Origin of the sequence: Castellaniella sp. (assembly GCF_049673105.1) — a bacterium.
Classification (GTDB): Bacteria; Pseudomonadota; Gammaproteobacteria; order Burkholderiales; family Burkholderiaceae_B; genus Castellaniella.
Map to the genome: position 1 here is coordinate 1 of NZ_JBATXG010000024.1, position 13343 is coordinate 13343.

Genomic DNA, 13343 nt, shown 5'->3' on the forward strand with positions numbered 1-13343 from the left:
ATGATCTGCACGTCGCCCAGCAGCAGGGCTTCCATTTCCTTGCCGTCGCCAAAGAGCTGCGAATTGGGGAACACCTGCACTTCGACCTTGCCCGGCAAGGCGGCTTCGGCCAGTTCCTTGAACTTCAACGCGCCCTGGCCTTTCGGGGTCTTGTCGGCCACGACGTGGCTGAACTTCACGACGATGGGCTGATCAGCAGCCATCGCCGATGCGGAAAACGCCAGTGCGACGCAAATACCCAGCGTCTTGAGGGCAGGGATACGAATTTTCATGTCAAAGTCTCCTTTATGCATGGCATTGATCACCATTGATCGCCATATGAATGATTCATCAGAAGTTGTTGATCGCCCGTCGAATATCGGCGATCAACTGCGCACCGATGTGGTCTTCCATTTCCACACTGACGGACGCCAGGGCGTTTCGCCATGCTTGACGTTCGGTCGGGGTCGGTACATGGATCTGGGTCTTGCCGGAATCGCGAATGGCCTGCAAGGCCTGATCGTTTTCTTCCTGCGCAATCGAGTTGGCGTAAGCCGTCGCCTGCCGCATCGCAGCTTCCAGCGCCTGGCGGACATCGGCAGGCAGTCCTTCCCAGAATTTCCGGTTGACGATGACGGCATAGCCCAAATAGCCATGATTGGACACAGTCAAATGCGACTGCACATCCTGAAGATTTTGCGTATAGAAATTGGAGTGCGGGTTTTCAGTACCATCCACCACACCGGCTTCCAGAGCGGCATACACCTCGCCAAAGCGCATCGCCATCGGCTGGGCGCCCAGCGCCCGCATCTGCGCGTCCAGCACCCTGGATGGCTGGATCCGCATGCGCAAGCCCGATAGGTCCGAAGGCGCCAGCAAAGGACGGTTGGCGGAAAAAGATTTAAAGCCGTTGTCCCAGAAAGCCAGGCCGATGACACCTTTTAGCCGCAGCCGCTGCAACATGCCCTCGCCTATCGGTCCATTCGTGATGCGATGCAATGCGGCTTCGTCGGGAAACAGAAACGGCAGATCGAACACTTCGAATTCGCGCGCGCCAAGCGGGCCGAATTTGGACAAAGAAGGCGCGATCATTTCCACCGCGCCCAATTGCAGGGCTTCCAGTTCCTCGCGGTCCCGGTAGAGCTGGCTGTTCGGATAGACCTGCACACGGACGCGTCCGTGCGTGGCCTTTTCAGCCAGTTGCTGAAACCGCGTGGCCGCTTTTCCTTTGGGCGTATCCGACGCCACCACATGACTGAACCGGATGACGATCGGTTCCTGCTGCGCATACGCGAGCGAGGAGCACGTGATCATGCAGGTGAACAGAATGGCAAACAGCTTCATGGCGGATGCGGTAGCGCGGGTCTTTCGCCGCAGGGTCGTGAAATGTGTCGCCATTTTCGGCAAGCAAGGGATCCGCTTCAACTGTGGAAATCCACAATCGGACATCACCGCCTGCGCCGACGCACCGCCTGCCGCCCACGCTACACTATGGCGCAACCCCTCCCTGTACCCGCCCGCAGACTGCGGCTTGCATCCCCTTCGGCATGAAGCCTTTTCCCTCCTACGCTTCGCTTGTCCATCGGCGCACTTGGCAGTGGCTGGTGCCGATTCTGTGCGCTTTGCTGTTTCTGACGACCGTGATCTGGCTGCCGCATCAGGCGCAGCAGATGGAATCCACGGAACGGCAGGAACAACTGATCGCCGACACCCTGTGGGTTGAGCAGACCATCCGCTTCCAGCTCGGACGCAACGAAGACGACATCCGCGCCCTGGCCGGCGAGATCGCCGCCGGTCACCTGACCGGCGAAAAGCTGCACAACCGGATACGGTTTCTGATGCGCAACCACCCGGAACTGGTGAATATCACCTGGATCGATGCCAATGGCGCCGGCGTCGCGTCGAACCAGAAAGACAGTTTTTCCCTGAATCAGCTGTCCGCAGGACTCCGTCAGAAACTGGAGCGCGTGCGCGACACCAGCGCGCCGGAATACATTCAGCCCACCCCGCCGACCGATGCGCAGCATCCGGCGCTGATGGATTACCTCTTTCCCATCCAGCAGGATGGCACCCACGTCGGCTGGGTGATCGCCACCTATTCCCTGAATGGCGTCCTGGAACAGATGGTGCCCTGGTGGTTCGCCCAGAAAAACGAAATCCGCCTGACCGACCGCCACGAAAACGCGCTGGGACAGCGCAGGGCCGGCGGCCCAGGGCGCGGTGTGTACACATATGCGCATGACTTGCACCTGCCCTACGCAGACATCACCTTGCGCACCGACAGCGTCAAAGGCGCCCCGAATCTGCTACCCAATCTGCTGGTGGTCGCTGTGGTCGCCCTGACCTTGGGTCTGTTCTGGAGCCTGGGCGCCCTATGGCGCGACGTCAACCGTCGCACGGCGGTCGAACGCGCCTTGCGCGAACAGATCGCCTTTCGCACCGCCATGGAAGACTCGCTCGTCACCGGCCTGCGCGTCTACGACCTGAGCGGCAAGATCACCTACGTCAATCCGGCCTTTTGCCGCATGGTCGGCATGTCTGCCCAGACGCTGATCGGGCTGTCGCCCCCCATGCCTTATTGGGCGCCGGAAGCCCTGGAGGAATACCAGGAACGGTTTGCGCAGCGCATGGCCGGGACCATCAGTTCCCACGGGTTTGAAACCATTTTTCTGCGCGACACTGGTGAACGCTTTCCCGTGCTGGTCTACGAATCCGCCCTGGTCGACGAAAGCGGGCGGCAAACCGGCTGGATGAGTTCGATTCTGGATATTTCCGACCGCAAGCGTTTCGAGGAATTGAATCGACGCCAGCAGGAAAAACTGCAAGCCAGCGCCAGAATGGTGACCATGGGGGAAATCGCCTCGACCTTGGCCCACGAACTGAACCAGCCCTTGGCTGCCATCACAAGCTATACCACCGGCGCGCTGAATCTGCTGAGCGATCCCGCCGCCCACCAGGACCAGGCCGGTATGGACCGGATCCGCAACGCGCTGGAAAAGGCCAATGCCCAGGCCCAGCGCGCCGGGCATGTGATCCGCAGCGTCCATTCGTTCGCCAAACGGCGCGAACCGCACCGGGAAACCGTCGCCCTGCCCGCGCTGATCGCGGACGTCGTCCAATTGGCCGAACTGCAAGCCAGCCAGCATTTCATCGCCATCAAAGCCGATATCCAGGCAGACACCCCGGCGGTGCTGGCCGACCCCATGATGCTGGAACAAGTGCTGCTCAACCTGACCCGCAATGCCATTGAAGCCATGCGGGATGTGGAACCCGAACGCCGCATTCTGCTCATCAAAGCCAGACCGGATTCCAACGCCCCCGGCAGTGTTACCATCAGCGTGGCTGATCGTGGCTGCGGCATCCCGCCCGATGCCCGAGAGCGGCTGTTCTCGCCGTTCTTTTCGACAAAATCCGATGGCATGGGCATGGGCCTGAAGATCTGCCGTACCGTCATCGAATTTCACGGCGGCGTGCTGGGCTATGCGGACCACCCGGACGGAGGCACTATCTTCCGCTTCTCGCTGCCCGCATCCAGCACCCCCGAAAACATGAAAAAATAGAACCGCCACGCCGCTGGCAGATGGCGGTCCAGGAGGGAGACAGCAAGGTGCTACACATCGTCGACGACGAAGAAGTCATACGGGATTCATTGATCTGGCTGGCGCAATCCCGCCATATCGACGCGACAGGCTATGACGGGGCCCAGGCCTTTCTCGACACGCTGGGAACGGATTACGCTTTCCGCCCCGAGGGCGACTGCCTGCTGCTGGACATGCGCATGCCCGATATCAACGGCGCGCTGCTGTTCGACACTCTGGCCTCGCGAGGCCTGACCCAGCGCATGCCGGTCATCTTCCTGACCGGCCACGGCGACGTGCCGATGGCGGTCGACAGCCTGAAGCGCGGCGCCTTCGATTTTTTTGAAAAGCCGTTCAATGACAACAAACTGATGGACCGCGTCCAGGAAGCCTTGCAGGCTTCTCTGGATGCCGGCGATCAGGCGCTGGTGCAGGCGCGTCTGGCATCGCTATCATCGCGCGAGCGCGAGGTCATGGACCTGATCCTGGAAGGCAAGATGAACAAGGTAATCGCCGACCTGATGGGCATCAGCATGCGCACGGTCGAGGTGCATCGGGCGCATATTCTCGCCAAAATGCACGTCCGCACCGCCGTCGAGCTGGCGCGCCTGCTGAAATAAGGCCCACCTAGAATGTTCTATAGGCGGGCATCCGCCTAGCGGCTGGCCCCATCGTAGGGGATCAGTTCCAATGCATCCAGATCCGCCTGTGGAACGCAGCGCAGATTGATCGCGCGCGAGGGCGTGCCATCGGGTAGCGCCCCCAACGCAAACGCCTGAGTGCCGCACACGGTACAGAATTGATGCTCGATCTGGTGCGTGTTGAACCGATAGGTGCGCAAGACGTCCTGGCCCTGCGTCAGGCTGAATTTCTGCACGGGGAAAAAGGCAAGCAGAAAGCCTTTGGCGCGGCAATGAGAACAATTACAACTAATCGCCTGCACCGGCAACGGGGCGTCGACGGAAAATCTTACTGAACCGCAATGGCATTGGCCTTGGAAAGACATGGGATCTCCTGGGAAGAATATTCATCTCTGGTTCAGCTAGGAATAATAATATTTTTTTATTCAAAATGCAGTTATTTTTATTCATATGAACAGCATCTTTTGTTAAATAACATTATTTGACGTAAATCAGACGAACCCCAGGATCCCCATTACCAGGCATTTGCGAATCCCATAGACTGGCAGATATCAGCTTGCTTCCAGACCCGCGAGCTGCACAGACTTTCCATTACAAGGATTCTCATGTCGAAACTGCTAGCCGTCACCCTGTTGGGCTTGTCCGCCTACGCAATCCCCGTACACGCACAGAGCGCTACCTACGAAGTCGAACCTGATCACAGCTTCGTCACTTTTGAGGTCGTCCATAACGGAACATCCACCACCCGCGGTCGCTTCGACACCATCACAGGCACCGTGGCATTCGACCCGGTCGCCAAAAAAGGCCAGGCCGCCATTCAGATCGACCCGGCTTCCATCAATACCGGATCGAAGGGCTTTGACGAGCACCTGCGCAATCAGGACTTCTTCAACGTCGCCGCCTTTCCGGAAGTCACCTTTCAGAGCAGCGCATTTGCCTTTGAAGGGGACAAAGTCAGCAGCGTATCCGGCACTTTGACACTGCTCGGAGTGCAAAAACCAGTCGTCCTGACGGCCAATCACTTCAATTGCTACACGAACAAACGCATCCAGAAAGACGTCTGCGGCGGGGATTTCGAAGCCACGATCAAGCGCAGCGAATGGGGTATGAATTTCGGTCTGCCCGGCATTCCCGATACGGTGCGGATGGTGGTTCAGATCGAGGCGATCAAGCAGTAAATAGCTGTAAATTGACAAGGCGCCGGTGCCTTCACGCACCGGCGCCAAAAATGACAGTCAAGGGATGCGGAACACGAGCTCCGCATCCCATTTCGCTTAAGCTCAGCGCTGAGCGACTTCGGGATATTCACGCGGCTGCAGCAGTTCGGCGGGCTGCAGCAGATCGTCGAGTTCCTCGGCGCTAAGCAATTGACGGGCCAGCACCACGTCACGGACATTCAGCCCTTTCTGAAAGGCTTCGGCGGCCACCGCCGTCGCCATCTTGTAGCCAATGACCGGATTCAGCGCCGTCACCAAAGAAATCGAACACTCGAGATTTCGGCCCAGCAGCTCGCGATTGGCCGTCATGCCATCCACACAATTTTCCGCCAGCGTGATGCAGCCATTGCCCAGGTGCTTGAAGCTGCGCAGCAAAGCACAGGCGATCACCGGCTCGAAGGCATTGAGCTGCAGCTGACCGGCCTCGGCGGCAAAGGTGACGGTGGCATCGGTGCCAAAGACTTCGAAAGCGATCTGGCTGACGACTTCGGGGATGACCGGATTCACCTTGCCCGGCATGATGGATGAACCCGCCTGCACGGCCGGCAGATTGATTTCGCCCAGACCGGCGCGCGGGCCGCTGGACAGCAAACGCAAGTCGTTGCAGATTTTGGAAAGCCGCACGGCAATCTGCTTCAGCATCCCGGACACCTGCACGAAATCGCCACAGTCCTGAGTGGCGCAAATCAGGTCGTCTGCCAGGGTGACCGGCACCCCGCTGATCCGTGCCAGATGCGCACTGGCCAAGCGGGCATATTCCGGATGCGTCGTGATACCGGTGCCAATCGCGGTGCCGCCCAAGTTGATCTGTTGCATCAGCACAGCCGATCCGCTCAAGCGGGCCTGGTCGCCTTGCAGCATGGTGACAAAAGTGCCTAATTCCTGACCCAGCGTCATCGGCACGGCGTCTTGCAATTGCGTGCGACCGATCTTCAGCACATCGGCGAATTCTGTTGCTTTGCGGGCGAAGGAATCGCACAGCACCTGCATCGACCCCTGCAGACGCCCGATCGCGAACCAGAGCGCCAGACGGATCGCCGTGGGATACACGTCATTGGTGCTTTGCGCCATATTGACGTCTTCATTCGGGTGCAGATACTGAAATTCGCCACGCTGATGGCCCAGAATTTCCAGCGCCCGATTGCAGATGACTTCGTTGGCGTTCATGTTGGTGGACGTACCCGCCCCGCCCTGCAGCACGTCGACCACAAAATGATCGTGCCACTGCCCGGCCCGGATTTCCTCGCAGGCCTGCACGATAGCATCGCGTTTTTCCAGCGATAACAAGCCCAGATCGGCATTGGCCTGAGCGGCTGCGCTTTTGATGCTGGCCAGCGCAATCACCAGATCGGGCAGACTGGAAATAGGAGTCCCGGTAATCTGGAAATTTTTTCGAGCCCGCTCGGTGTGAACCCCGTAAAGAACGTCCTGAGGTACTGCGAGATCTCCGATGAGATCGTGCTCGATTCGCGATGCTGCCATGCTTCTTCCAAGTAAGAGAATGTGGGAATAACGGTGTATGCCTGTCGCCAGGCAAGCCTTCGAGTGTAACGATAGTTGCCAGGCAATGAAAACCTGAATCGTTGCTTTTTCGACAACGCAGGCGGTACCACATAGGCGTGACTTACCCACACCCACAGTGGATAACCCTCTGGAAAACCCTATGACAGATCTGTGACAGCCTGAATTGACGCGGGTCTGCAGTGGACGGAGCAAGAAACGATCAACGCCCGGCACTACCCCGCCGCCGCACACTTCATTGCCTTCCGGCATGGCATCAGATCCCGGTTGCTCTGGCACGCGAAGCCAGGAACCCGGCCTGTTTCGCACAGCGTTCGCAGCACGGCCATTCGACGTACTGGATACCGGATGAGCAAGGTCATTGGGCGAGTGAGGGTTGCGCGGGAAGCGATCGCAGCTAAGCGATGAGGGCTTGCATATCCGTACTATTGATGTTTCGGCACCAATCGAAAGCCATGACCTGCACCAGCGCCCGACCCTCCTTATCCACCTCGTAGCGGATGGCACGTTCGATCTGAGCATCGCTCCAATGCAGCAAGCCGCCGGGATCGGGGGTCGGGCCCTCTTTCGCGGCCCTGATCAAACCCGGCGACAATAGATACAAAGTAAAGCTGGCTATCCGCTCCTACGTGCCCCAGACTGAATGAAACGAGGCAGAAGTCATTCAAAAGGCCGATCCCAGACTCAACGGGTTGCGCCACCGCCTCCGTCAAAATCGCATGTTCAGTACATGCGGCCCCTTGCACACTGATTTCGTCGAAATCGGAACGTTTCGCGATGGGCAATCCTGGCTCAGATGCACACAACAAACCCGGCCAGGCTACTTGGAGCCCTCATGATCCTTTACCTCTCGCCCGATGGCCTTTTCGCACCGAAACTGCAGGCAGCAGACATGGATTGCCCGCCTTCGCCACCCTCGCCGTTCGACGAGATCGAGCGCAACAGGCGGCGCATTAAGCACCGCGCCCATTTTCTCAAGCTGATGAAAGAAAAATTTCCTGGATTGCCATACTAAACCTGCAATCCGGCCACGCAGCGGTACTGCTCAACTTCTAACCCAACAACCCTGTCATCGACCAATTTTGGGCAATGGCAACCGAAATCTCGGAGCACACCATGGAACAAATCAGACCCCTCAATACCCCTTCCGTCAACCAGAAGAAGGATGAATTGCAACCGAAGTCCAACCCCAAGGGCGGACCTCAGGAACCCACTGGGCATGAGCCCAGGGATCAAGCGCCGAAAAAGTAACGGTAGCCAAAAGGCTACTGAAGGAAGGCTCGGCAACCCTTCCCTCATCTGCGCTACCAGCCGCCTACGGGCGGCTCTTCTTCGCCCTCATCACTCTGCCGGCGCACCTTCTGCCACATAACCGCCTCAGTCTCGATCCACCGCAACGGCCCCTGCCGAGCTTCCGTCAGCAAGGGTGAAATCTCGAGCGGCTGCGGCGCGAGCCAACGCGTTTGCGTGGTTGCGCATCCTGTCATGCTCAGCACGAGTATCGAGAGGCTTAAACGTGCAAGATGTCTTGGATTGCTCGCGATTCATCCTCGAAGTGAATCGGCCCATTTCTGGAAGACAGGCGCAGCGGCGGCTTCCAGCCTGCCGATGACCGACGCCCAGATGGCTACGCCGAGTTGGCGACGTTCCCAGGCGGCACGCGTGGAGGCAGCCTACAGGCGGCCATGTTCACGCATGCACAGGCTCTCGAAAGGACGCAACGATGGGATGGAGGTTACGCAAAAAACAAGGGCCTACAGACCGAAATCTGTAGACCCTTGGTAATGCTGGTCGGGACGGCGGGATTCGAACTCGCGACCCCTTGCACCCCATGCAAGTGCGCTACCAGGCTGCGCTACGCCCCGAAAGAACGAGATTCTAGCATAGAAATTGGAACGTCTGCAGAGCGCTGGCTGGATCGCGTGTCGAGCACCGCCCAGCCAGCCGTTCTCTACAGCAGGCCCAACTGCAAGCGGGCCGGTTCGCTGATCATTTCACGGCTCCAGGGCGGATCCCAGACCAGGTCGACGCTCGCTTCGTCCACGCCTTCGATGTTCAGCAGCTTGTTGCGCGCCTCGTCGGCGATCATGGTGCCCATGCCGCAACCCGCCGCCGTCAGCGTCATCTTCATTTCGATGCGAAAGCGTTCGGGGGTGCTGGCCGGCAGCACCTTGCATTCGTAGACCAGGCCCAGATTCACGATGTCGACCGGGATTTCCGGGTCGTAGCAGGTGGACAGCATGGTCCAGGCGGCTTCTTCGACGGATTCCCGGGTGGCGGGGCCATCGTGGACGTGTTTGACGTCTTCGGTGGGTTCGAAGCCCAAAGCATCGCCGTCCGCCCCTTCGATGCGATACAAGTTGCCTTCTACCATGACGGTATAGGTGCCGCCCAGCTGCTGGGTGATGACGGCCTCGCAGCCGGCCTCGATGGTGACGGGCGAGCCGTAAGGGACGGTGACCGCCGGGCAATCCCGGTTCACGATCACTTCCTGACGATTGAAACTCATGTGGTTACCTCTGGTTCATCGCATTATTCGGTGACAGCCGTATCCTGCGCCTGAATGATGGCGTTATGCAGGGTATGCCAGGCCAGGGTGGCGCATTTCACCCGCGAGGGGAATTCGCGCACCCCGGACAGAACTTCGAGTTTGCCCAAATCGCAGTCCGGGTGCGCTTCGGTCAGCATGGCGTGGATATTGCCAAACAGCGTCTCGACTTCGTCGATCCGCATGCCGCGCACGGCTTCGGTCATCAACGAGGCGGACGCCTTGGAAATCGCACAGCCGTGGCCGATGAAGCTGACTTCCTGCACGACGCCGTCGCTGACCCGCGCATAGACGGTCAACTGATCCCCGCACAGGGGGTTGTGACCATCGGCGCGGTTCGAGGCGTCTTCCATCGCACGGAAATTGCGCGGATTACGGTTGTGATCGAAGATGACTTCCTGATAGAGTTCGCGCAGGCCGTCGTCGGTGTCCCTCATGCTTTACACCCCAAACAGTTTCTGGGCCTTGCGCACGCCGGCCACCAGGGCGTCGACATCGCGCAGGTCGTTGTACAAAGCAAACGAGGCCCGTGCCGTGCCAGGGATGCCGAAATGCGACATCAGCGGCATGGCGCAATGGTGCCCTGCCCGGATGGCCACGCCTTCGGTGTCCAAGATCGTGCCCAGATCATGCGGGTGGATGTCATCAATCAGAAAGGACAGGATGCCGGCCTTGTCGGGTGCGGTGCCGACCAGGCGCACACCGGGGATGGCCTGCATGGCCTCGGTTGCCTGCGCCAACAGGGCGGATTCATGGGCGGCAATCCGGTCCAAACCAATGCCGCGCACGTAGTCGATAGCGGCCCCCAGGGCCACCGATCCGGCGATATTGGGCGTGCCGGCCTCGAAACGCTGCGGGCCGTCGGCCCAGGTGCTGCCGTCAAAGCTGACGGTGCGGATCATGTCGCCGCCACCCTGCCAGGGCGGCAGGTCTTTCAGGATGGAACCGCGCACATACAGGGCGCCGATGCCGGTGGGGGCATACAGTTTATGACCGGAAAACGCGTAGAAATCGCAGTCCAGCGCCTGCACGTCCACCGTGGCATGGGCCACGGCCTGGGCGCCGTCGACCAGCACCAGGGCGCCGGCCTGGTGCGCCAGGCGGATCAGCTCGGACACCGGATTCACGGTGCCCAGCGCATTCGACACGTGCGCCACCCCGACCAGGCGGGTGCGGTCATTCAGCTGCGCCTTGAAATCCGCCAGATCCAATTCACCGGTGTCGGTGATGCGGGCATGGCGCAGCACGGCGCCGGTGCGGGCGCACAGCAGCTGCCAGGGTACGATGTTGGAGTGATGCTCCATCCCCGTGACCAGGATCTCGTCGCCCGCCTTCAGGCCCTGCCCCCAGGTCTGGGCGACCAGGTTGATGGCTTCGGTGGTGCCGCGTGTGAAAATCACGTGCTGGCTATCGGGCGCATTCAGCAGCTCGCGGACTTTGTCCCGCGCCTGCTCGTACAGATCGGTGGCGTGCTGAGACAACCAGTGCACACCGCGATGGATGTTGGCATTGGACTGCTCGTAGAACTGATCCAGGGTCTGGATGACGGCGCGCGGCTTTTGGGTCGTCGCGCCATTGTCCAGATAGGTCAGGCGGCGCTTGCGCACCGGGCGGGCCAGGATAGGGAAATCATCGGCGACAGGCCGGCCATCGGCATGCAACAGCGCGCCCGCAGCCTGGCTGGATTGCGCCAGGCTGACAGCCTCGGAAGACGGCAGCGGAGCGTTCATGCGGCCTCCAGCAACATGCCGCCGGGCAGCAGGGACCGGATCGCCTGTTCGACGCGCTGACGCAGCGCCGGCGTTTCGATCCGGGCCACGCTGGCGGCAGCAAACGCATAGGTCAGGATATCGCGCGCATGAGCTTCATCCAGACCGCGCGTGCGCAGGTAGAACAGGCTGTCGGCGTCGATCTGGCCGACCGTCGCGCCGTGGGCGCATTTGACGTCATCCGCGTAGATTTCCAGTTCCGGACGGGAATCCGATTTCGCCAGACGCGACAGCAACAGGCTGTCGTTGCGTTGGACGGCATCGGTGCCATCGGCGCCCGGCGCCACCAGGATGCGTCCGCTGAACACGCCGTGGGCCGTATCGGCCAGAATGCCGCGATAGCTTTCATGGCTGACGCAACGGGGGTTCGCATGGCCGATCAGCGTGTGGTGATCGACATGGCGGCGCTGATCCACGTAATACAAGCCGTTGAACAGGGTCTCGCAGCGTTCGTCAGCAAAATGCGTGCTGATATCGTGACGGGCCAGGCGGGCGCCCAGCGATACCGAGTGCGACGCAAAATACGAACCGCGCGACTGCACGGCGTCGATATCCCCCAGGTGCCAGGCCTGAGCGGCTTCCTGCTGCAATTTCAGGTGCGTGACGCGAGCGTCCTGATCCAGATTCAGGCGCGTGGCCGCATGACGGAAATTGGTGGCCTGGGCCACGCCGATGTAGTGTTCGACGACCGTCGCCTGTGCGCCGGCAGCCGCCTGGATCAGGTGCCGCACAAAGTGCGCCGCCTGCGGCGACGCGGCTGCGCACACCACATGAATCGGCTGTTCGACTGCCACACCCCGCGCCAGCTTGATCCAGGCGCCGTCGCTGGCCAGGGCCAGATTCAGAGCGCTGGTGCTGTGTCCTTGATCCGCCTGGCCGTAGGCGGCCTGGATGGCATCGGCGTGCTTGGACCAGGCCTGCGACAGCGGCAGCACGGTGGCCCCATCCGGCAAAGCCCCCACGTCGGACAGACCGGCATCAAACGCGCCATCGACAAACACCAGCCAATGGCCGGATTCGCCGGCCTTCAGATCAGCCACCAGATCGGCCACCGGTTGGGCGCCGCCGTCGGTGAACGTGGCCGCCGCCAGCGGCGACAAAGAGGTATGCCGCCAGGCTTCGATCCTGGTCGTGGGCCAGCCTTCGCTCATGAAACGGTCCAGGGCCTGCTGGCGCAAACCGGCCAGCCACGGCAACCGGGCGCCGGGCAGATTCCCTGCCCGCTGGGCGAACACATCGGCCCAAGCTTGCAGATTCACACTCATGCCCGCGCCCCTGGTTTGACGCCGATTTTCTTGCCGGCGTCCGCTGGTTTGGCGCGCGCGGCGGACGGGGCCAGGTTGACGCCCTCGATCCAGCCATAGCCCTTGGCTTCGAGTTCCAGGGCCAGTTCGCGACCACCGGAGCGCACGATCTTGCCGTGCGCCAGCACGTGCACAAAGTCCGGCACAATGTAATCCAGCAGGCGCTGATAGTGCGTGATGACGATCATGGCACGGTCCGGGGATCGCAGGCGGTTCACGCCGTCGGCCACGGTCTTCAGGGCGTCGATGTCCAGCCCGGAATCGGTTTCGTCCAGAATGGCCAGACGGGGTTCCAGCAAAGCCATCTGCAGGACTTCGTTGCGCTTCTTTTCGCCGCCGGAAAAGCCTTCGTTGACCGAGCGGTACAGGAATTCGTCGCGCATGCCGACGAGCTTCATTTCAGCTTTGGCCTTTTTGACGAAGTCCATCGCGTCCAGTTCCGGCTCGCCCCGATGGCGGCGGCCCGCGTTGACGGCGGCGCGCAGGAAATAGGCATTGGACACGCCGGGGATTTCAATCGGGTATTGGAAAGCCAGGAAAATGCCGGCGCGGGCGCGGTCTTCGACAGGCAGATCCAGCAGGTTCTGGCCGTCGAATTCGACGGTGCCGCTCGTGACCTTGTAGTCGTCGCGACCGGTCAGCACCTGCGACAGCGTGCTCTTGCCTGCCCCGTTGGGGCCCATGATGGCGTGAACTTCGCCGGGCTTGACCTCCAGGTCCAGGCCGCGCAGGATTTCGTTGTCCTCGATCGAGGCGTGCAGATCATTGATTTTCAGCATGAGATAG

Annotated in this window: 12 protein-coding genes, 1 tRNA gene and 1 pseudogene; 4 read left to right on the top strand and 10 right to left on the bottom strand. The window is 60.6% G+C overall.

Features of this window, described 5'->3' with window-relative positions:
• Together WBF69_RS09270 and WBF69_RS09275 are read right to left on the bottom strand one after the other, a co-directional pair.
• Positions 1-203 (bottom strand): annotated as a pseudogene (locus WBF69_RS09270) (C4-dicarboxylate ABC transporter); the annotation flags it as partial.
• 127 nt (positions 204-330) lie between these two features.
• A complete protein-coding gene (locus WBF69_RS09275; RefSeq protein WP_424263451.1) occupies positions 331-1323 on the bottom strand; it encodes a TRAP transporter substrate-binding protein in 993 nt (330 codons plus the stop codon).
• Between the two features lie 203 nt (positions 1324-1526).
• Here WBF69_RS09275 and WBF69_RS09280 point away from each other — a divergent pair, with 203 nt between their 5' ends.
• On the top strand, positions 1527-3539 hold the full coding sequence (locus WBF69_RS09280; protein ID WP_424263453.1) for a sensor histidine kinase: 2013 nt from the start codon (positions 1527-1529) through the stop codon (positions 3537-3539).
• A gap of 47 nt (positions 3540-3586) precedes the next feature.
• On the top strand, positions 3587-4177 hold the full coding sequence (locus WBF69_RS09285; RefSeq protein ID WP_424263455.1) for a response regulator transcription factor: 591 nt from the start codon (positions 3587-3589) through the stop codon (positions 4175-4177).
• 35 nt (positions 4178-4212) lie between these two features.
• Here the strand turns inward: WBF69_RS09285 and WBF69_RS09290 are convergent, their stop codons facing one another.
• Positions 4213-4563: a GFA family protein gene (locus tag WBF69_RS09290; RefSeq protein WP_424263457.1), complete on the bottom strand. Its 351-nt coding sequence runs from the start codon at positions 4561-4563 to the stop codon at positions 4213-4215.
• Between the two features lie 240 nt (positions 4564-4803).
• Between WBF69_RS09290 and WBF69_RS09295 the strand changes: the two genes are divergently transcribed.
• Positions 4804-5376 carry a YceI family protein gene (locus tag WBF69_RS09295; protein WP_424263459.1) on the top strand — a complete coding sequence of 191 codons (573 nt, stop codon included), beginning with the start codon at positions 4804-4806 and terminating at the stop codon, positions 5374-5376.
• 102 nt (positions 5377-5478) lie between these two features.
• Here WBF69_RS09295 and WBF69_RS09300 read toward each other — a convergent pair whose 3' ends face one another.
• On the bottom strand, positions 5479-6897 hold the full coding sequence (locus WBF69_RS09300; protein ID WP_424263461.1) for an aspartate ammonia-lyase: 1419 nt from the start codon (positions 6895-6897) through the stop codon (positions 5479-5481).
• Positions 6898-7771: 874 nt separating this feature from the next.
• Between WBF69_RS09300 and WBF69_RS09305 the strand changes: the two genes are divergently transcribed.
• Positions 7772-7951, top strand: a complete 180-nt coding sequence (locus WBF69_RS09305) for a hypothetical protein (RefSeq protein ID WP_424263463.1) — start codon at positions 7772-7774, stop codon at positions 7949-7951.
• Positions 7952-8724: 773 nt separating this feature from the next.
• Here WBF69_RS09305 and WBF69_RS09310 read toward each other — a convergent pair.
• From WBF69_RS09310 to sufC, 6 genes are all read right to left on the bottom strand, one after another.
• Positions 8725-8801: transfer RNA gene (locus WBF69_RS09310), tRNA-Pro, on the bottom strand.
• 86 nt (positions 8802-8887) lie between these two features.
• A complete protein-coding gene (gene sufT / locus WBF69_RS09315) occupies positions 8888-9445 on the bottom strand; it encodes a putative Fe-S cluster assembly protein SufT (RefSeq protein ID WP_424263465.1) in 558 nt (185 codons plus the stop codon).
• A 23-nt stretch (positions 9446-9468) separates the two neighbouring features.
• Positions 9469-9921: a Fe-S cluster assembly sulfur transfer protein SufU gene (gene sufU, locus WBF69_RS09320; RefSeq protein WP_424263467.1), complete on the bottom strand. Its 453-nt coding sequence runs from the start codon at positions 9919-9921 to the stop codon at positions 9469-9471.
• A 3-nt stretch (positions 9922-9924) separates the two neighbouring features.
• Complete coding sequence (locus tag WBF69_RS09325; protein ID WP_424263469.1) at positions 9925-11214, bottom strand: cysteine desulfurase; 1290 nt, start codon at positions 11212-11214, stop codon at positions 9925-9927.
• Complete coding sequence (sufD, locus tag WBF69_RS09330) at positions 11211-12518, bottom strand: Fe-S cluster assembly protein SufD (RefSeq protein ID WP_424263471.1); 1308 nt, start codon at positions 12516-12518, stop codon at positions 11211-11213. Before sufD ends, WBF69_RS09325 begins: the two co-directional genes overlap by 4 nt.
• Entirely contained in the window at positions 12515-13336 is an 822-nt protein-coding gene (gene sufC, locus WBF69_RS09335; RefSeq protein ID WP_424263473.1) for a Fe-S cluster assembly ATPase SufC, read from the bottom strand. The genes sufD and sufC overlap by 4 nt, the downstream gene beginning before the upstream one ends.
• Positions 13337-13343 lie beyond the last annotated feature (7 nt).